Origin of the sequence: Actinomadura livida (assembly GCF_014648675.1) — a bacterium.
Lineage (GTDB): Bacteria > Actinomycetota > Actinomycetes > Streptosporangiales > Streptosporangiaceae > Spirillospora > Spirillospora livida.
Map to the genome: position 1 here is coordinate 322,396 of NZ_BMRO01000008.1, position 18,554 is coordinate 340,949.

General features: G+C 72.4%; 20 protein-coding genes and 1 pseudogene. 10 read left to right on the plus strand and 11 right to left on the minus strand.

Going from position 1 to position 18,554, the window contains the following annotated elements:
* Positions 1-49 precede the first annotated feature (49 nt).
* Both IEZ03_RS21175 and IEZ03_RS21180 read left to right on the plus strand, forming a co-directional pair.
* Positions 50-820, plus strand: a complete 771-nt coding sequence (locus IEZ03_RS21175) for a methyltransferase domain-containing protein (RefSeq protein WP_184880633.1) — start codon at positions 50-52, stop codon at positions 818-820.
* Positions 821-893: 73 nt separating this feature from the next.
* Positions 894-1,730 (plus strand): SMP-30/gluconolactonase/LRE family protein, encoded by an 837-nt coding sequence (locus IEZ03_RS21180; RefSeq protein WP_184880635.1) that lies wholly within the window; start codon positions 894-896, stop codon positions 1,728-1,730.
* Positions 1,731-1,758: 28 nt separating this feature from the next.
* Here IEZ03_RS21180 and IEZ03_RS21185 read toward each other — a convergent pair whose 3' ends face one another.
* The gene (locus tag IEZ03_RS21185; protein ID WP_481951645.1) at positions 1,759-3,078 is read right to left on the minus strand and encodes a transcriptional regulator; all 1,320 of its coding nucleotides are present in this window, start codon (positions 3,076-3,078) and stop codon (positions 1,759-1,761) included.
* Positions 3,079-3,294: 216 nt separating this feature from the next.
* Here IEZ03_RS21185 and IEZ03_RS21190 point away from each other — a divergent pair, with 216 nt between their 5' ends.
* Positions 3,295-3,585, plus strand: a complete 291-nt coding sequence (locus IEZ03_RS21190) for a hypothetical protein (protein WP_184880639.1) — start codon at positions 3,295-3,297, stop codon at positions 3,583-3,585.
* A gap of 205 nt (positions 3,586-3,790) precedes the next feature.
* On the opposite strand, the gene IEZ03_RS21195 is transcribed toward IEZ03_RS21190, so the two are convergent.
* A complete protein-coding gene (locus IEZ03_RS21195) occupies positions 3,791-5,065 on the minus strand; it encodes a glycosyltransferase 87 family protein (protein ID WP_184880641.1) in 1,275 nt (424 codons plus the stop codon).
* A gap of 133 nt (positions 5,066-5,198) precedes the next feature.
* Here IEZ03_RS21195 and IEZ03_RS21200 point away from each other — a divergent pair, with 133 nt between their 5' ends.
* The 4 genes from IEZ03_RS21200 to IEZ03_RS21215 are packed head-to-tail and all read left to right on the plus strand — an operon-like array spanning position 5,199 to position 8,312.
* Complete coding sequence (locus tag IEZ03_RS21200; RefSeq protein WP_184880643.1) at positions 5,199-6,329, plus strand: sensor histidine kinase; 1,131 nt, start codon at positions 5,199-5,201, stop codon at positions 6,327-6,329.
* Positions 6,326-6,985 carry a response regulator gene (locus tag IEZ03_RS21205; RefSeq protein ID WP_184880645.1) on the plus strand — a complete coding sequence of 220 codons (660 nt, stop codon included), beginning with the start codon at positions 6,326-6,328 and terminating at the stop codon, positions 6,983-6,985. The genes IEZ03_RS21200 and IEZ03_RS21205 overlap by 4 nt, the downstream gene beginning before the upstream one ends.
* 38 nt (positions 6,986-7,023) lie before the next feature.
* Positions 7,024-7,407 carry a BlaI/MecI/CopY family transcriptional regulator gene (locus tag IEZ03_RS21210; RefSeq protein ID WP_184880647.1) on the plus strand — a complete coding sequence of 128 codons (384 nt, stop codon included), beginning with the start codon at positions 7,024-7,026 and terminating at the stop codon, positions 7,405-7,407.
* Complete coding sequence (locus tag IEZ03_RS21215) at positions 7,404-8,312, plus strand: M56 family metallopeptidase (RefSeq protein ID WP_184880649.1); 909 nt, start codon at positions 7,404-7,406, stop codon at positions 8,310-8,312. The genes IEZ03_RS21210 and IEZ03_RS21215 overlap by 4 nt, the downstream gene beginning before the upstream one ends.
* On the opposite strand, the gene IEZ03_RS21220 is transcribed toward IEZ03_RS21215, so the two are convergent.
* Complete coding sequence (locus IEZ03_RS21220; protein WP_229808445.1) at positions 8,313-9,779, minus strand: MFS transporter; 1,467 nt, start codon at positions 9,777-9,779, stop codon at positions 8,313-8,315.
* A gap of 48 nt (positions 9,780-9,827) precedes the next feature.
* Positions 9,828-10,328: a MarR family winged helix-turn-helix transcriptional regulator gene (locus IEZ03_RS21225; RefSeq protein WP_184880651.1), complete on the minus strand. Its 501-nt coding sequence runs from the start codon at positions 10,326-10,328 to the stop codon at positions 9,828-9,830.
* A gap of 222 nt (positions 10,329-10,550) precedes the next feature.
* Between IEZ03_RS21225 and trpS the strand changes: the two genes are divergently transcribed.
* A complete protein-coding gene (gene trpS, locus IEZ03_RS21230; RefSeq protein WP_184880653.1) occupies positions 10,551-11,579 on the plus strand; it encodes a tryptophan--tRNA ligase in 1,029 nt (342 codons plus the stop codon).
* 3 nt (positions 11,580-11,582) lie between these two features.
* Here trpS and IEZ03_RS21235 read toward each other — a convergent pair whose 3' ends face one another.
* From IEZ03_RS21235 to IEZ03_RS21245, 3 genes are read right to left on the minus strand one after another with little or no spacing between them, the layout of a single operon-like run.
* On the minus strand, positions 11,583-12,200 hold the full coding sequence (locus tag IEZ03_RS21235; protein WP_184880655.1) for a TetR/AcrR family transcriptional regulator: 618 nt from the start codon (positions 12,198-12,200) through the stop codon (positions 11,583-11,585).
* A complete protein-coding gene (locus IEZ03_RS21240) occupies positions 12,200-13,108 on the minus strand; it encodes a saccharopine dehydrogenase NADP-binding domain-containing protein (RefSeq protein WP_184880657.1) in 909 nt (302 codons plus the stop codon). Before IEZ03_RS21240 ends, IEZ03_RS21235 begins: the two co-directional genes overlap by 1 nt.
* A gap of 8 nt (positions 13,109-13,116) precedes the next feature.
* On the minus strand, positions 13,117-13,944 hold the full coding sequence (locus tag IEZ03_RS21245) for a class I SAM-dependent methyltransferase (RefSeq protein ID WP_184880658.1): 828 nt from the start codon (positions 13,942-13,944) through the stop codon (positions 13,117-13,119).
* A 136-nt stretch (positions 13,945-14,080) separates the two neighbouring features.
* Here IEZ03_RS21245 and IEZ03_RS21250 point away from each other — a divergent pair, with 136 nt between their 5' ends.
* The gene (locus IEZ03_RS21250) at positions 14,081-14,719 is read left to right on the plus strand and encodes a TetR/AcrR family transcriptional regulator (protein WP_229808446.1); all 639 of its coding nucleotides are present in this window, start codon (positions 14,081-14,083) and stop codon (positions 14,717-14,719) included.
* Positions 14,709-15,845 carry a winged helix DNA-binding domain-containing protein gene (locus IEZ03_RS21255; protein ID WP_184880660.1) on the plus strand — a complete coding sequence of 379 codons (1,137 nt, stop codon included), beginning with the start codon at positions 14,709-14,711 and terminating at the stop codon, positions 15,843-15,845. The genes IEZ03_RS21250 and IEZ03_RS21255 overlap by 11 nt, the downstream gene beginning before the upstream one ends.
* Here IEZ03_RS21255 and IEZ03_RS21260 read toward each other — a convergent pair.
* The 4 genes and pseudogenes from IEZ03_RS21260 to IEZ03_RS21275 form a co-directional block, all read right to left on the minus strand.
* A pseudogene (locus IEZ03_RS21260) lies at positions 15,839-16,153 on the minus strand (response regulator); the annotation flags it as partial. The gene IEZ03_RS21255 and the pseudogene IEZ03_RS21260 sit on opposite strands and share 7 nt — an antisense overlap.
* Before the next feature lie 5 nt (positions 16,154-16,158).
* Positions 16,159-17,424 (minus strand): sensor histidine kinase, encoded by a 1,266-nt coding sequence (locus tag IEZ03_RS21265; protein ID WP_184880662.1) that lies wholly within the window; start codon positions 17,422-17,424, stop codon positions 16,159-16,161.
* Positions 17,421-17,894: a hypothetical protein gene (locus tag IEZ03_RS21270; protein WP_184880664.1), complete on the minus strand. Its 474-nt coding sequence runs from the start codon at positions 17,892-17,894 to the stop codon at positions 17,421-17,423. Before IEZ03_RS21270 ends, IEZ03_RS21265 begins: the two co-directional genes overlap by 4 nt.
* Positions 17,895-18,014: 120 nt before the next feature.
* On the minus strand, positions 18,015-18,503 hold the full coding sequence (locus IEZ03_RS21275; protein WP_184880666.1) for a MarR family winged helix-turn-helix transcriptional regulator: 489 nt from the start codon (positions 18,501-18,503) through the stop codon (positions 18,015-18,017).
* Positions 18,504-18,554 lie beyond the last annotated feature (51 nt).

Sequence of the window (18,554 nt, forward strand, 5' to 3'; positions counted from 1 at the left end):
TCCGGGCTCGCTTGACTTCATGTCGACATTAACTCGCATCCTGGCGCCCATGACCACTGATACGGAGAAGGCGCGACAGGCGACGGAAGACCTCATCGCGCTGCTCGACGCGGCCGACCGCCTGCCCGGCTTCGAGGAAATGCGAGTCCGCTCCTACGGACTACTCGCCGCCGAGCCCGGGACGTCCGTGGTGGACGTGGGCTGCGGCGCCGGACGTGCCGTGGCCGAACTGACCGAACGCGCCGTCCGGGCGGTCGGCGTGGACCCGAACGAGAAGATGATCGCGGTCGCCCGGAGCCGGTGGCCCGAGGCGGACTTCCGGATGGCGGACGCGTACGGACTCCCGCTGGCGGACGCCTCGGTGCACGGCTACCGGGCCGACAAGGTGTTCCACCTCCTGGCCGAGCCGGAACGGGCGCTGGCCGAGGCCCGCCGCGTCCTCGTCCCCGGCGGGCGGATCGTGCTCGCCGGCCAGGACTGGGACGCCATCATGATCGACTCAGACGATCCAGCCCTGACCCGCACCATCGTGCACGCCCGCGCCGACCTGATCGCCGCCCCGCGGGCCGCCCGCCGGTACCGCAACCTGCTGCTCGACGCCGGATTCGGCGACGTCACGGTGGAGGCGCGCACCGCCGTGCTCACCGATCCGGTGATGCTGCCCGCGCTCACCGAAATGGCCGACAAGCCCCTCTCCGCCGGTGCGATCACCGACGAGCAGGCGGAGGGCTGGAAGGCCGGGCAGCGTGCGCGGGCCGAGGCCGACCGGCTGTTCATGGCGTTGCCGATGCTCATGGCGGCCGGATCCGCTCCACGGTGAGGTCGTGTCGATTTGGCCGGTGGCCGTTCGTATAGGAGGTGAGACGCCCACATCCGGGAAGGACGTGATGAGGATGAGCGAGATCCGGACGCTGGTGGACGGACGGGGCCTGGTCGAGTCGCCGCGCTGGCATGGGGACCGGCTGTACTTCTCCGACTGGTCCGCCGGTGAGGTCGTCGCGGTGGGGCCGGACGGCTCCAGCGAGGTCGTGGCGCAGGTGAAGTCGCTGCCGCTCTGCACCGCCTGGCTTCCGGACGGTCGGCTGCTGATCGTCTCGGCGTCGGACGGCCTGCTGTTGCGGCGGGAGCCCGACGGCTCACTGGTCACGCACGCCGACCTCGGCCGGCCCGGGTGGAACGACGTCGTCGCCGACGGGCGCGGCAACGTCTACGTCAACGGCTTCGAGCCACGCCCTGGCGAGCAGTTCGGGCCGGGGGTCGTGTTCCTGGTGCCGCCGGACGGCCCGGCACGCCAGGTCGCCGAGGAGATCGCGTTCCCCAACGGGATGGCGGTGACCCCCGACAACGCCACGCTCATCGTCGCGGACTCCTACGCGAACGCCCTCCTGGCCTGGGACATCGGCCCGGACGGCGGGCTGTCCGGGCGCCGCGTCTGGGCCGACCTGGGTGAGGCCGCCCCGGACGGCATCTGCGTGGATGCCGAGAACGCCGTCTGGTACGCCGACGTCCCCAACCGGCGCTGCGTGCGCGTCGCCGAGGGCGGGACGGTACTCCAGACCGTCGACCTGGACCGAGGGGCCTTCGCCTGCACGCTGGGCGGCCCCGACCGGACGACCCTGTTCATCACCGCCGCCGAGTGGCGCGGCATGACCGACCCGGACATGGTGACCCCTGGCTCCGGCCGAGTTCTCACCGTCGAGGTCGACGTCCCGAGAGCCGGATGGCCATGAACCCGCGCGCTCAGTCAGCTCGCGATGGTCAGGTGGACGCCGTGCTGGCGAGCATCGCGTAGGCGTCCCGGACGGCTGGTCTGCGGGCGTCCTTCGGAGGTGCCTTGGAGAGCGCGGTGATGGCGTTCTTACGGACAGTGTGGGTCTTGCGGTGTGCGGTGGGTAGTTGCTCCAGGACGTTCACCACATGCTTCGCGCCCGCATCGGCGTCGCCTTCCTGGATGAGGGTGGTCGCTCGGTACATCTCGACTTGCGCGGGCCCGAGGACGCTCTTAGACGTGTACGACGCCAGGGCTTCGTCCTGGGCCTGGCGGGCACGAGAGTGGTCGCCCGTGTGGGTGTAGACGAAGCCGGCGGTGTGATGAAGGCGCTGGATCGACCAGCCGAACTGCGATCCCTGGTCGGTTCGGACGTGGTCGGGGAGACGCTCGAACACTTGCCTGAGGTCGTCCAACGCCTCATACGCCTCCGCGTGGCGGCCCATCTGGGCGAGTGCTTGTGCGCGGGTCGCATGCGCGCTCGCCTGTGCGGCGCTCGGCGTGCCTCGGCTGATCGTTATGGCTTCCTCGGCAAGGTCCAAGACGGACTGCTCGGAGTGCTTGTCGCAGAGCGAGAGCACCGCCTGCCTTCCACGAGCATACGAAGCGAGCAGGGGGTCGCCGGACTCGTCCCCCGCGCGGATGGCGGTTCGCCACCAGCGTCGTGACGCTCGTAGGTCGCCGAGGCCGATCAGCGATATGGCGGTGAAGGCGGAGAGATATCCGGCCGCATGGACGAGCTTGGGCCGGACGGCGTCGGTCGCGCGGGAGATCAGCAGGTCGAGCTCGGCGAGGTCCGCGAGCATCTCGGGGAGCACCTGCGCGGGCGGGAGGTAACCGGCCTCGTGGGCGTAGTCGTGGACGACCCGCTCCCAGGTGTCGGCGTCGCGTTCGGTGGCCTCGGTCGTGAGGGTGCCAGTGAGGGTGGCACGCAGGTGTTCGGCGTCGCGGCCGAGCGGGGCGGCGACGGCGGTGGTGGCGAGGAGGCCGAGGAGGGCACGGCGTTTCACTTCGTCCTCCTCATCGTCGTGGTCGGGCTCATAGGGAGAGGATGCCTCCTTGACCACCCCTGTTGAGAAGAGTTCGGAGGGGTCCAATTTGAATGCTTTTGCGTATGCGGGTGCCCAGTCGCGGGGAAAGTTCCGCCCTTTCTCCCAGTCGTAGATCTGACGTGCGAGGTTGGCCACGCTGCCTCGCTCCAGGCCGTCCGCGCGCAGGAGTTGCCTGGCCATCTCGTGTTTGCTCCAGCCTCGCGCGTCACGCTCGGCACGGAGCCGGGCTGCCCAGATTGGGGGATTTTGGGCAGTCATTCGTGTGTGCCCCCTTTTGTGGACCCGGAGACTTTCGAGTCTCCGGGTGTCTCCGGGTCTGTCTCCGCATTCTCATCTTTCCTCGCGCTCTGTGACGGCGATTTACTCACAGTCGCGGGACGAGTTGAGACGTCCTGCCTCCGAAGACGAAGCAGCCCCGACCCGGTGCTGACACACCATTGGGCCGGGGCCTGACCAGGAAACGAGGTCCTGGCTGTGGACGAGCGTATGACCCCGGAGGTGCGGCTCGCGGCACTTGCCGCGCATCTGGCCGCGAGGAAACTCGACGTCGACCTGTCCGCCGCCGGGTTGCGTGTCGCGAACCCGCAGGTCAAGGGCTGCTGCGCGAAGAACGCCGCCGACACGGTCTCGTGCCGTCCCCGGGACGAGGACGCCGACGCGCTGTGGTTCTTCACGTCATGGGGCGAGCCGATCGCGCCCGCCGACCGCCTCACCGACGCCGCCGTGGCCGTCCTGGGCTATCTGGCCGCGAAGGAGGAGCGGTGACCCCCTGGGCGGTGGCCGACCTGGACCCCGAGCGGATCGCGGCCGACCTGGCCCGCCGGTACCCCGGCTGCTGCGTCTGGCTTGGCGAGTACACGGGAAGTTGGTGGGCCTTCACACGCGACCAGACGGGCCATGACCGCCTGATCGAGGCCCCGGACCCGGCGACGCTGGGACGCCTGCTGCAGGAACTGACCGGACGCGACCACTACGGCCGGTACTCGCGGGCGTCCCTCCAGAACCGCACGGCCGGACGGGCCGCGCCCCCGCGGGCACCCCGTCCGGCCGTGCATTCCAGGCCGCCCTCCCGTCCGCCGGTGCGGGCGAGGCGCATCGAACGGCGCCCCCGCGGCGGCTGGCTGCGGCGGATGCTCGCGTCCTTCGTGATCGTGGACACGCCCTGACGCAGCCGGACGGCCATGAGACCCAGAAAGAAGAGACCGGCCAGCAGGTAGCAGTTGGCGACAGGCAGCAGGAGCAGGTGCCAGCCGACGCGCAGTGGTTCGGGGATGTACGGCGTCCACCACATGGGGGCCAGGGCGAACAGGACGTAGCCGCAGATCGCGATGGTCCGGTCGTTGTCGCGAATGAGGACGGCCAGGGCCGGGATGACCCACACCCAGTGGTGCGCCCATGAGATGGGGGACACCAGAAGGCCGGTCACGCCGGTCACCGCTATGGCGGTCAGCCAGTCGCCGCGCCTCGCCCAGGCGGCCGCTATCAGCAGCCCGGTGATTCCGATGGTCAGTGGGACGGCGGTGTACCAGTCACCGACATCGGCCGTTCCTCTAAGGGTCCGGGTGAGTGCGCCGAGAGGGGACTGGTTGCTGATGTACGGGACGCCGACCCGGGACGTGTCGTAAAAGGTGTCGAGCCAGTAGTGGCGGGACGCCTCGGGTGCGACGGCGTACGCGAGGAGGGTGCAGACGGCGAAGGAGACCGCGGCGGTGATGGCGTCCTTCGTCCGTCTCGTCGCGAGGAGAAGGACGATGAAGATGCCCGGGGTCAGTTTGATCGCCGTCGCGATGCCGATGGCGATGCCCGCGGGGCGGCCCTGGGCGACCCGGTGCAGGTCGGCGAGGACGAGGGCGAGCAGGAACAGGTTGACCTGGCCCTGGAAGAACGAATGCCACACCGGCCCCAGGAGCAGTCCACCGGCGACCGCGACCTTCAGGGAAACGGGGTGGCCGGCCAGTTTCAGGGTCGTCGCGCAAGCCCATGTGAATGCGGCCAGTGAGGCGAGTTGCCACATCAGGCGGGCGAGAGTCAGGGGCAGGGCGGTCAGGGGGGTGAACAGCGCGGCCATGAACGGCGTGTTCGTGAACCAGTGGGCGGCGAGCTGCTCGTCGTAGAGGCGCGTGCCGTCCGTCACGGCGTTCCCGCCCAGCCAGTAGATGCGGAAGTCCAGCGAGTCGTAGGTGAGCGAGAAGACCACGACGGCGAGAACTTCGATGAGCAGGACGAATATGGGCCAGCGCTTCATGCCGACAACGCTGGCTTCGATCAAGGCGGGTGCGCGTCGGGCCGGCGGCCCCTTTTGCCATGGCGCTTGTGGCCCGCGGGCTTACGCCTGCGGGCCAATGTGCCGGTAAGGGGACCGCGGTTACGATCGCGGCATGACCGCCCTGCCGCTGAGCCGAGTGCGCCGCGTCGCGTGGACGGCCGTGCTGTGGTTCGCGGCCGTCCTTTACCCCGTCGTCCTCTTCGCGACGATGGCGAGTGGGGAGAGTGGCTTCGCCGGTGAGGAAGTCCTTGCGTCGGCCTTGCTTACGGTGCTGACGCTGGTTCTGCTGTTGCGGAACCCGCTGCCCGTGCAGGTGATCCTGCTGTTCGCATGGACCGCCGCCCTGGTGCAGATGCAGACCGGGGCGATCGCGGGCCTCCAGATCCTGATCACCGATCTCGGGGCCGGGTACATCGCGGCGACCCGTCCGCGCCGGGTGTCGGTGCCGGTGGCCGTGGTGACACTCGCCGTGCAGGTCCTGTCCGTCCTCGCCTTCGTGTCCGCGAGCGACATCCTGCTCATGACCGTGGTCCTGGCGGTCGCCGTCGCCTGGATGGTGGGGAACTCGGTCCGGGGGCGGCGGGCGCACGCCGCGGCGCTGCGGCAGCAGGCCACGGCGCAGGCCGTTGCGGAGGAGCGGCTCCGGATCGCCCGCGAACTGCACGACATGGTGGCGCACAGCATCGGCATCATCGCGATCCAGGCGGGCGTCGGCGGGCGCGTCATCGACACCCAGCCGGGGGAGGCGCGCAACGCGCTGAACGCCATCGAGGTCACGAGCCGGGAGACCCTCGCGGGGCTGCGGAGAATGCTGACAGCGCTCCGCAGGGACGACGCGGGCGCGGCGCCGCTCGGCCCGGCCCCCGGGCTGGGCGACCTGGACCGGCTGGCGGAGGCGACCAAGGACGCCGGGGTGCGGGTCGATCTCTGTGTCAAGGGTGAGCGGAGGCCGCTGCCGCCGGACGTCGACCTGTCCGCTTACCGGATCGTTCAGGAGGCGGTGACGAACGTCGTCCGGCACGCGGGCACGGACGCGTGCCGGGTCACCATCGGGCACGGGGACGGGGAGCTGTCCATCGAGGTCGACGACGACGGGCGCGGCGGCGTCCTCGGCGTCGGCTACGGCATCGTCGGGATGCGCGAGCGGGTCGGGCTGCTGGGCGGCGACCTCACCGCCGGGCCGTGTCCCGGCGGCGGGTTCCGGGTGGCGGCGCGGCTCCCGCTGCCGGCGGCCGTGCGATGACGATCCGGGTCGTCCTGGCGGACGATCAGCCGCTGATCAGGGCCGGGCTGCGCGTGCTGGTCGCCGACACCCCGGACCTGGAGATCGTCGGGGAGGCCGGGACGGGGGCGGAGGCCGTCCGGCTGGTGGAGGACGTCAAGCCCGACGTGGTCGTGATGGACATCCGCATGCCCGACATGGACGGCATCGAGGCCACCCGGCGGATCACGACCGCCCGGGTGCTGATGCTGACCACGTTCGACGACGACGAGTACGTCTACGGGTCGCTGCGCGCCGGTGCCAGCGGGTTCCTGGTGAAGGACATGGCCCTGGAGGAGATCCTCGCGGCGATCCGGGTCGTCGCCGGCGGGGACGCGCTGATCGCGCCGCGCGTCACCCGGCGGCTGATCGAGGAGTTCGCCGCCCGTCCCGAGCCCGCGAGCGCCCCGCGTCCGGCCGACGGCATCACCGAGCGGGAGCGCGAGGTGCTGACGCTCGTGGGGCGCGGCAGGACGAACCGCGAGATCGCGGACGAGCTGTTCATCAGCGTGGCGACGGCGAAGGCGCACGTGGCGCGGCTGCTGACCAAGCTCGACGCCCGCGACCGCGTCCAGCTCGTGATCATCGCCTACGAGATGGGCCTCGTGCGGCCCGCCACCGGTGGTAGTACTACCTGACGTGGTGGCCCCCGTGAGCGTCGGTTAACCTGGGTGGCGTGAAGGGTCTGGGAGAGCTTGAACGCACGGTCATGGAGGTCCTCTGGGCGAGGGAGGACGCCGGTGGCCAGGCCGCGACCGCCCGCGACGTCAGCCGCGCCCTCGCGAACGACCGCGACCTCGCGCACACCACCGTCATGACGGTGCTGGACAGGCTCGCCAAGAAAGGCTTCCTCGCCCGCGAGCGCGACGGCCGCGCCTGGCGGTACCGGCCGATGGCCAGCCGGGAGGGATACGTGACCGAGCTGATGCTGGGCGCTTTGAACGAGACGGGCGACCGGGACGCCGCGCTCGCCCACTTCGTCCGGTCCGTGTCGGAGGACGAGATCGACGTCATCCGCGAGACCCTGGCCGGTCTCATGAGCAAGGAACCACCGGCATGACCGGCACCGCCCTGCTCGCATTGATCTCCCTGGGGACCGTCGGCGGGGCGCACCTGCTGTCCCGGGCCCGGTGGACGTGGCGGACGCCGCGCACCGGCATCGCGCTCTGGCAGGCCCTCGGGCTGTGCTGGGGCGTCGCCACGATCGGCGCGCTGCTCGGCCTCGCGCTGCTGCCGTACGGGAGCGGCGTCCTCGGCGGGCTGCCCGGCCTGTACGACGACCAGGCCGCCCGGCTCGGCGCCGTGGAGGTGGCCGCGCTGCTCTCCGCCGTCAGCCTCACCGGCGTGCTGCTGGTCATGCTGATGTACGCGCTGGTGCAGGTCGTGCGGGACCGGCGGCGGCACCGGGCGCTGCTCGCGCTGGTGTCGCGCCGCGACTCGGCCGTCCCCGGAACCCTCGTCGTCGACCACCCCGGCGCCGCGGCGTACTGCGTGCCGGGGGTCCGCTCGTCGAAGGTCGTCGTCAGCGCCGGGACGCTCGCGCTGCTCGACCGCGGGGAGCTGGCCGCGGTGCTCGCGCACGAGCGCGCCCACGTCCGCGAGCGCCACGACCTGGTGCTGCTCCCGTTCACCTCGCTGCGGCAGGTGTTCCCGCAGTTCCGGCTGGTCGCCCGGTGCCTGGACGCGGTGGAGCTGCTGATCGAGATGGCCGCCGACGACCGGGCCCGCACGGGACGGCCGCCGCGCGACCTGGCGACCGCGCTGCTGCGCTTCGCCGCCGCCCGCCCGGCCGCCGCCCCGTCCGGGACGCTCGGGGTGGCCGCGCACGGCAAGATCCCGGTGATGGCGCGGGTGAACCGGCTGCTGGAGCCGGAGCCGCTGCCCCGCCCCGCCCGCGTCGCCGCCACCGTCGCCGTCCCGATCATCGCCGGCCTCCCCCTACTTCTCCTGGTCCTGCCTCATTAGTCAGGCGGTCGTCGGGACGGATTCGGCGGGCGCTTCCGCGGTGCCCGCCGGGGGCCTCGGGTTGCGCAGGACGAGGAGTGAGACGGCGAGGGCGGCGACGAGCAGGCCCGCCGAGACGCTGAACGCCAGGTGGTATCCGCCGGTGAGCGCGGCGGCCTCGCCGTCCCCGCCCGCCCGCAGGCCCTCGACGCGGGAGGCCGCGAGGGTGGTCAGCACCGCGACGCCGAGGGCCATCCCGACCTGCTGGACGGTGTTGAACAGCCCGGACGCGAGACCCGCGTCGTCCGGGCGGGCGCTGGACATGCCGAGCGCGGTCAGCGACGGCAGGACGAGCCCGCCGCCCGCGATCAGGACGAACACCGGGAGCAGGTCGGTGACGTAGTCCGCGTGCACCGGGACGGTCGTGAGCAGGAGCATCGCGCCGCTCAGCAGCACCAGCCCGGCGATCAGCACGAGGCGCTCGCCGAACCGGTTCGACAGCCGGGCCGAGACGAACAGCGACACCGCACCGATGGACACGGCCGCCGGGAGCATCGCCAGACCGGTGTCGAGCGCGCTGTACCCGAGGACCCGCTGCATGTAGAGGGCCACGATGACCTGGAACGAGAACATCGCCGACAGCGTGAGCAGCTGGACGGCGTAGGCGCCCGCCACGTTGCGGGAGCGCAGGATCCGCAGCGGCATCAGCGGGGTCGCGGCGGTGGCCTGCCGGGCGGCGAACCCGGCGAGCAGGACGAGCGACACCGCGCCGAGGCCGAGGGTGTGCGCGGACGCCCAGCCGTGCTGCTCGACCTTGACGACCGTGTAGATCCCGAGCATCAGCCCGGACGTGACGAGGAGCGCCCCGGCCAGGTCGGCGCCCGCCGACAGGCCGATGCCGCGGTCGCGCGGCAGCGCCGGGAGGGCGAACAGGATCGTGGCGAGGCCGATCGGCAGGTTGATGAAGAAGATCCAGTGCCAGCCCAGCACATCGGTGAGCACCCCGCCGAGCACCTGCCCGATGGACGCGCCGGCCGCGCCGGTGAAGCTGAAGATCCCGATGGCCTTGGCGCGTTCGCGGGCGTCGGTGAACAGCGTCACCAGGATGCCGAGGACGACAGCGGTCGCGAGGGCGCCGCCGACACCTTGCAGGAACCGCGCGGCGATCAGCATCCCGGCCGTACCGGCGGCCCCCGCGAGCACGGACGCCGCGGTGAACAGCGCGTTCCCGGCGAGGAACATCGTCCGGCGGCCGACGAGGTCGCCGAGCCGCCCGGCGAGGAGCAGCAGGCCGCCGAGGGGGATCAGGTAGGCGTTCATGATCCAGCTGAGCCCGGCGGGGGAGAAGCCGAGGTCCTGCTGGATGGCGGGGGCCGCGACGGTGACGATGCTGCCGTCGAGGATCGCCATGAGCATCGTGGTGGACAGTACGGCGAGCGCCGCCCAGCGGGAGCGGAGTCGCGTGGTCTTTTCCTGGTTCGTCGACACAGGAAAGACCGTAACAGATAGTTCTGTTACAGACGATCCTTGTCGGAACTATTTCGTCCGCTCGCGTGCCCGGCGCACCGGCTGGGGGCTCTCCGAGGGGGTGGCCAGATGCCCGGTGACCAGGGTGTTCAGTGCCCGCAGGAAGACCTCGCGGTCCGCCTCCGGCAGCGAGCCGAGAGCGGCCTCGTGGACGCCGTCCGCGATCCGCTGGCTGCGCGCGGCGACCCGGGCGCCCTCCTCGGTGACCGCGATGATCCGGGCGCGCCGGTCCCGGGACGACGGGCGGCGCTCGGCGAGCCCGGCCTTCTCCAGGGCGTCCACCGTCACGACCATGGTCGTCTTGTCCATGTCGCCGATCTCGGCGAGCTGGATCTGGGTGCGCTCCTCCTCCAGCGCGTGCACCAGGACGCAGTGCATGCGCGGCGTCAGCCCGATCTCGGCGAGCGCCGCCGTCATCTGGCTGCGCAGGACGTGGCTGGTGTGGTCGAGCAGGAAGGACAGGTCCGGGCTCGTGCGCTCCGGTGACCTGCGCGGGGTCATCGCGGTCATATCCCCAGCCTACCCAAATGGTCCCGTTCCGGATTATCTAGGAGCGGCCGCATCGGTCGGCTATGCTCGACGGCGTGACCCGCACCGCGTGCCCGAGCTGGTGGCCGTCCTAGGACGGCCGACTCGCACACGCCCCGGGGCCGTCCGCTGGACGGCCCTTCTCTCTTCCTCGGTGACGCGGCCCGTCCGGCGGGACCGGCGCCGCCGATCTGAGGAGAGACCATGGAGACCGCCCTCGAAGACCGCATCGCCCTCGAAGACCGCATCGCCGCCGAGCCCGGCTCGTTCCGGATCCTGACCGGCGACCGCCCCACCGGCCCGCTCCACCTCGGCCACTACTTCGGCACCCTCGCGAACCGGGTACGGCTCCAGCGCGCGGGCGTCGAACTGATCGTGCTGGTCGCCGACTACCAGGTCCTCACCGACCGGGACGTCGCCGACCGCCTGCCGGAGCACGTCGAGGGGCTCGTCGCCGACTACCTCGCCGCCGGCATCGACCCGTCCGGCGCGACGATCTTCCGGCACAGCGCCGTCCCGGCCCTGAACCAGCTCCTGCTGCCGTTCCTGTCGCTGGTGTCGGTCGGCGAGCTGCGGCGCAACCCCACCGTCAAGGACGAGATCGCGGCGGCGCGGCGGGCGTCGGTCAGCGGCCTGATGTTCACCTATCCCGTCCACCAGGCCGCCGACATCCTGTTCTGCAAGGCGAACCTCGTCCCCGTCGGCCGGGACCAGCTCCCGCACCAGGAGATCACCCGGACGATCGCGCGCCGCTTCAACGAGCGCTACGGGCGGGTGTTCCCCGTCCCGGACGCGCTGCTGTCGGACGCGCCGAGCCTCCTCGGGACCGACGGCCGGAAGATGAGCAAGAGCCGCGGCAACGCCATCGCCCTGTCGGCCGGACCGGACGAGACCGCCCGGCTGATCCGGCGCGCGGTGACGGACGGCGACCGGCACATCGCCTACGCGCCGGACACCCGTCCCGAGGTGTCCAGCCTGGTGCTGCTCGCCGCGCTCTGCCAGGGCCGCGATCCGCACGAGGTCGCCGCCGAGATCGGCGACGGCGGAGCCGCCGCGCTCAAGGAGGTCGCGACCGACTCCGTCAACGAGTTCCTGCGCCCGATCCGCGCCCGCCGCGCCGAGCTCGCCGCCGACCGGGCGTACCTGCGGAGCGTCCTCGCCGACGGCAACGAGCGTGCCAACACCGTCGCGAACCGAACCCTGGACGAGGTCAGGGCGGCGATGGCGATGTGACCTCTAGCGGGGCCCGATGCCTTCGAGGACGGTGGCGACGAGGTCGTCGACCTTCTCCGGGGAGGTGCGCGGGGCGGTCCCTTCGCCCTGCAGCAGCACCGACAGCACGGCCTCGTGGCACACCCCGACGATCATGGAGGTCGCCGCCTCGACCCGCGCGCCGGCGGCGATGCGGCCGAGGTCGCGCTCGCCCCGCAGGTAGCGGGCGAGCCGGTCGCGCCAGTCCCCGCCGCCGCCGTTCAGCGCCGTGAACCGGTCGAGGACCCGCGGCTGCGCGAGCAGGCCGGCCAGCGCGGGCAGGAGCCCGTCGTGCAGGAGCAGCCCGTGCTCGACGTAGACGCGCAGGTTCGCCTCGACCGTCGCGTCGCCGGGCTCGGGCAGCGGCGGCAGCGTGCGCCCGATGGCCTCGACGCGCGCCCGCAGCGCCTGGGCGAGCAGCTCCTCCTTGTCGGCGAAGTGGTTGTAGAGGACGCCGTCGGCGACCCCGGCCTCCCGGGCGATCGCCCGGACGGTCAGGCCCGCCGTCCCGCGCTCGGAGATCATCCGCTCGGCCGTGACGATCAGGTGCTCGCGCAGCGTCCGGTCGCCGGCGCGCAGCGCCGCCGCTTTTCGAGGTGACATCACCCCGCATCGTAGTGAGCCAGCGTGAAGCCGTGCGCGGCGAGTTCCGGCAGGAAGTCCGGGCCCACGGCGTCCTCGATGTGCCGGACGCCGGGGGCCGCCCCGGCCAGCCGCCGGACGACCAGCGCGGCGCCCAGTCCCGTCGCCCGGCTCTGCCTGCGTCCCGCGAACGACCGCACCGACCCGCCGGACGCGACCGCCACCGCGAACCCGTCGCCGCCGACGTGCAACCGGCGGAACGCGGCCCGCACCGCGCGGGCGTCGCGGAACGGCGCGAGGCGCGGCAGCAGGGCGGTGAGGGCGCGCGAGTCCAGGCACAGGCCCGTCCGGACGCGGCCGGGGAGGGTGTACTGGTCGGAGAACGGGAAGCGGTGGACGGTCCGGACGCCGTACGGTTCCGGGAAGCGCATCCGCCACGGCTCGCCGATGCCGCCGAGGGAGTCCAGCGTCCACTCCACGGCGGACGGCCCGTGCTCGCCGGACCCCACGAGGACGCCGATCTCGACGTCCGCGCCGCCGAACTCGCGTGCCAGAAGGTTCGTGACGCCGGGTGCGAGGCCCACGCTCAGCACCGCCGTGGCGTTCCCCTCGACCGCGAGCCCGTCGAGCTTCTCGATGCCGGACAGCACCTCGTGCGAGGCGGAGACGTCCACGTAGTGGACGCCCCGCCGCAGGCACGCCTCCGCGACGCGCGCGTTCTCCCGCTCGGCGCACATGACCACGGCGTCGGCGTCCAGGTCCAGGTCGTCGTGCCGCAGGTCGATCCGCATCGGGGTCGTGCCGTACACCGTGCTGGCCTTCGCGGGATCCCGGCCTGCGACGACCACCTCTGACACGTGCCCCAGCAGTCCCGCGGCGACCTCGCGGCCGACCGCCCCGTACCCGCCGAGCACCACGACGCGTTCCAAGGCGTCCCCTATGCCCGCGCGGTGACGAGCCAGGCCGCGCCCCGCAGGCGGACGGCCCCGTCGCGCTCGAACGGCCGCATCGCCTCCGTGATGATGTCGACCAGTTCCGGGCTCTCGCCGTAGTTGTAGCGGATCGGGCCCCAGCCGGCGAAGAACTCGCCCGCGTCGCGGGCGTCCCGTCCCTCGACCTGCTCGGCGTGCACCTTGCGGCAGGCCACACTGCGAAACCCGGCCTCCTCCAGGACCTCGCGGACCCGGTCGGGTTCGGACAGCGACAGCGGCCCGCCGTCGTGCCCGACCGGGGCGTGGCCGAGCGGCGGCAGCGCCGCGAGGACCTTGCCGATGTCGTTCTCCGCGATCGGCGCCATCGACAGGAACGCCAGGCGCCCGCCCCCGCGCAGCGCCCGCCGGATGTTGCCGAACGCGGCGACCGGGTCGGCGAAGAACATCACCCCGAACCGGCTGACCGCGACGTCGAACGCGCCGGTGGCGAACGGGTAGACCTGCGCGTCGCCCTGCTCGAACGTCACGTTCGCGACGCCCTCCTCTCCGGCGAGGGAGCGCGCGCGGGCGAGCATCGGCGCGGAGAGGTCCACGCCCGTCGCGCTTCCGAGCCTGGCCTGCCCGGCGGCCAGCCGGGTGACCTGGCCGCTTCCGCAGCCGATGTCGAGCACGCGGTCGCGCGGCCCGATCGCCGCCCCCTCCAGCAGGTATCCGTTGAAGGCGCCGTTCCCCGCGTCGTACCGGTCGTGGTGGTCGGCCCAGTGCCGCCCCTCGTACCCGTTCCACGCCTCGTACTGCGCCACGTTGACGATCTCCGGAGTACCGGATCCCATGTCCCCTCCATATGAACGAATGTTCATGAACGTATGTTCATAATGAGCGCCGACCCCGCCCGGCGTCAAGGCCCGGATTCGAGGCCGCCGGCGACCCTGTCTAGAACGGAATTCTTCGTTCCCCTAGCATGGGGGCATGGAGACCACGGCACGGGCGCCCATGAGCGGGCGCAAGGCGCAGGCGGCTCGCAACGACACGCTCATCCGGGAGGCGGCGCGGGCGGTGTTCACCGCTGACCCCGACGCGCCGATCTCGGCGGTGGCCGAGCAGGCCGGCGTGGGCATCAGCGCGCTGTACCGCCGCTACAAGAGCAAGGAGGACCTGCTGCAGAAGCTCGCCGACGAGGGCATGGACCGCTACCTCGCCCAGGTGGAGGCCGCGCTGGCGGACGAGCGCGACGCCTGGGAGGCGTTCGCCGGGTTCATGCGCCGCTGCCTGGACATCGGCGCCGGGTCCTTGACGATGCGGCTCGCGGGCAGCTTCGAGGTCACCGAGGAGATGAGCCGCAAGGGCCGGGAGATCCACCTCGCGACCACGCGGCTGCTGGAGCGCGCCAAGGAGGCAGGGGCGCTGCGGCCCGAGATCGAGGTGGGGGATGTCTCGGTGATCCTGGAGCACCTGCATGGCATCCGCATCGGCGACGACGAGCGCATGAACCGGCTCCAGCACCGGTATCTCGCCCTGATCCTGGACGCGCTGCGGCTCACGGACGCGGAGAAGCTGCCCGGCCCGGCCCCGACCTGGCAGGAGCTCCGGGGACGCTATGACGACTGACGCGGACGCCCCCGTCCTGGGGCGGCGGGCCCTGAACCGGGCGCTGCTGGCGCGGCAGATGCTCCTGGAACGGCACGCGATGCCGGCGCTCGACGCGATCGAGCGGCTCGTCGGCATGCAGTCCCAGGCGCCGAACCCGCCGTACATCGGGCTGTGGAGCCGCCTGGACGGCTTCTCCTTCGCCGAGGTCGGCGAGCTGATGACCGGCCGCCGGGCGGCCCGCATCGTGCTCATGCGCGGGACGCTGCACCTGGTCAGCGCCCGCGACGCCCGCGCGCTGCGCCCGCTCACCCAGGCCATCCAGGACGACTACCTGAAGACCAGGGCCGGCGACCTCGCCGGCGTCGACCTCGACGCCGTCTTCGCCGCGGCACGGGCCCACCTCGAAGCCGAGCCGCGCACCGACAAGGAGGTGCGGGAGCTGCTGGCCGGGCGGTGGCCCGGCGAGGACGTGGCGCTGCTCGGCTGGGCCGTCCGCTGCGGCGTGCCGCTCGTCCAGGTCCCGCCGCGCGGCATCTGGGGCGCGTCGGGCATGGCCCGGCACACGACGCTCGACGCGTGGCTGGGCGGGTCCGCAGTGCCCGAGGCCACGCTGGACGAGCTGGTCCTGCGCTACCTCGCGGCGTTCGGCCCGGCGAGCGTGCGGGACGTCCAGCAATGGTCCGGCCTGCGGCGGCTCGGCGAGGTGGTCGAGCGGCTCCGTCCCGGACTCCTGGTGTTCCGCGACGAGGACGGGCGGACGCTGTACGACGTCCCGGAGGCGCCGCGCCCCGATCCCGGCACGCCGGCCCCCGTCCGGTTCGTGCCCGACTTCGACAACCTGCTGCTGTCGCACGCCGACCGGGCACGGATCATCAGCGAGGAGCACCGCAGGCGGATCTTCACCGTCAACGGGATCATCCGGGCGACGTTCCTCGTGGACGGCTTCGTCCACGGCATGTGGAAGATCGATAAGGAGGGCGGCAAGCGTGGCGGGGCAACGCTGCGCATCACCCCGTTCGCTCCCATCCCAGACCCTGACCGGGCCGCCCTTGAGGACGAGGGAACGCGCCTGCTCGCCGCCGTTCATCCCGACGCGACATCCCACAAGATCGAGGTCCTCGCCCCTCAGGAGGCGTCCAAGTAGCCCACGCCGGCCGGGGCGGAGGCGAGCAGCTCGGCCGCGTACCGCGTCTCCACGTACTGCGAGAACAGCAGAACGCCCAGCTCTGGACGCTCCCGGCGCAGCTCGATCGCCGCGTGCAGGCCCTCGTCGGTGTGCGTCGGCGGCATCCGGATGTCGATCACCGCGACGTCCGGCCGGTGCTCGGCCACGGCCGCGCGGAGCGCCGCCGCGTCGCCGACCCCCGCGACGACCTCGTGCCCGCGCAGGCCCAGCAGGTGCGCCAGCCCCTCCCGCAGGATCACCGCGTCCTCGGCGATCACCACCCGCAGCGGGGTCATGGCGTGCGGAGGGGGAGCGTGACGGTCACGGCGGTCGGTCCTCCCGGCGGGCTGTCCAGGTGAAGCTCGCCGTCCACCGTACGCACCCGCTCGACCAGCCCCGCGAGGCCGCCGCCCGGACGCGCCCACGCGCCGCCGCTCCCGTCGTCGGTGACGGCGAGCCGCAGTGCGCCCGCGCCCGGCTCGGCGGCCGTGATGGTCACCCGGCCGGCCGCCGCGTGCCTGGCGGCGTTGGCGAGCAGCTCGGACGCGCAGAAGTACGCGATCGACTCGATGGCGGCGGACGGGCGTTCCGGCAGGTCCGTGTCCAGCTCCACCGGGACGGGGCTGCGGGCGGCCAGCGTCGCCAGCGCCGCGTCCAGGCCCTTGTCCAGCACGGGCGGGTGGATGCCCCGCACCAGCTCGCGCAGCTCGGAGATCGCCGCGCGGGCGCCGGTGTGCGCGTCGTCGACGAGCTTGCGGGCGCCGTCCGGGGCGTCCGCCGGGAGCGTCTCCTTCAGCGCGGCGAGCGTCATGGTCAGCGAGACGAGCCGCACCTGCGCGCCGTCGTGCAGGTCGCGCTCGATCCGGCGGAGCGTCGCGGCCGCGTCCTCCACCGCGTACGACCGGCTCTCCTCCAGGTCGCGGATGCGGGCGTCGCGGGGACGGGGGCCGAGCAGCGCCCGCAGCGCGGCCAGGTCCAGCCCGGCGGTGAGCCGGACGGCGCGCGGCGCGAGCAGCAGCAGCACCGCGCCCGCCAGCGCGACCAGGAGGCTGCGCTGCCAGGTGTCGAAGTAGAAGCCGTCGATCGACAGGCCGACTCTCGGCTCGCCGCTGGAGTCGCGCCCGCGTGACTCGTTGAGGCCGAGCGACCGCTGGATCGGGTACGTCAGCAGCAGGAACCCGTACACCCACGTCACGAGCACCGCGACGAGGCCGAGGAGCGCCAGCGGCAGCGCGGTCAGCAGGTGCAGGAACGCCCGGTAGCCGGTGCCGTCGTGCGCGTCGCGCACCCAGGCGCGCAGCCCCGCCCGCGAGCGGGGCCGCTCCGGCGCGGGCACGTGCTCCTCCAGGAGGACGGCCGCGAGGCGCCGGTGCAGCGCGCCGAACCTCCGGGCACCGCGCAGCACCGCCGCCGTCGCCGGTCCGCCGAGCCTGGTCACCGACAGGACACCGCCGAGCACGGCCGACAGCAGCGCGTAGGCGAAACCGATGAGGGCGAGTGGTGCCTTCACCAGGAGATAGAGGGTGTCGGCCCCAGCTCTGCGCAGCACGGGTCTCATCTACCCATCGTCCCGCCCAGAACGCCGACAGGCAGTCGGGTATGGAGCGCTGTGAGCGCCTTCAGGATGACCGGCATCAGCGCGAGCATCACGAGCCCGCCCAAGGCGTGGACGGCCCAGGCACCGGCGAGAGTGGGACCGCCCCAGGCGTCGTCGAGTGTGCCGCCCATCCCGATGAGCCACCGTCCCGGGTAGAGCAGGTTGAGGACGACGATGCTCCACGCATAACCCACCAGCAGCAGCGACACCACGTTGAGCGGCAGGGACAGCAGCGCGTGGACGATCGTGGGGAACCGTCCCGTGCGCTTTGGCTCGACGCCCAGGAGCCGTTGGGCGAGCGAAGCCTGCATCGGTGCGCCGGTCAGCGAGGCGAGGGCCGCGGGGAGGGCGGTGAGCGTGTACGCGGAGCGCAGCCAGAGCGTCCGCCCGAGATGGGCCCGGAGCCCGGCGCGGGAAGCGGTGATCGTCATGGAAACACCCCTCTGGTCAGGGACGAGCAGGTGTTTCCAGGCTCCTTCGCGGGGGCCGTCCGGGTCGATCGTGCGGGCAGGCCGGTCGGGGGTTCGGTTAACCGAACCCCGCCGCGCGGATCAGCTGGAATCCGGGGCGCAGGGGGCCGTGTGGTCGGGGTCCAGCGCTTCGAGCAGGGCGTGGAGGGTCTCGCGGAACTCCAGCATCTGCTCGCGGGTCAGCGGGTCGAACAGCCGGCGCCTGACCTCGGCGACGTGGCCGGGGGCGGCCTCGACCAGCACGGCGTAGCCCTCGTCGGTCAGCTCGGCGATCGTGGCGCGGCGGTCGGTGGCGTGCTTGGTCCGGCGGACCCAGCCGGCCTCCTCCAGCCGGTTGACGGCGTGGGACAGGCGGCTCGGCGACGAGTGGACGACCTCCGCCAGCTCGCTCATGGTCAGCGCGCGGCCGGGGGACTCCGACAGCATCGCCAGGATCATGTAGTAGGCGTGCGGCATCCCCGAGTCGCGCTGGAGCTGCCGGTCGAGGGCCTCGTTGAGCAGGCGCGACGTCCACAGGAAGGCGCGCCAGGTCTCCTGCTCGTCGGCGTCGAGCCACCGTGGTTCCGTCATGCCTTCCAGCCTACCCGGAAGATTGAACCTTCAAGACTTGAAAGTTAAACT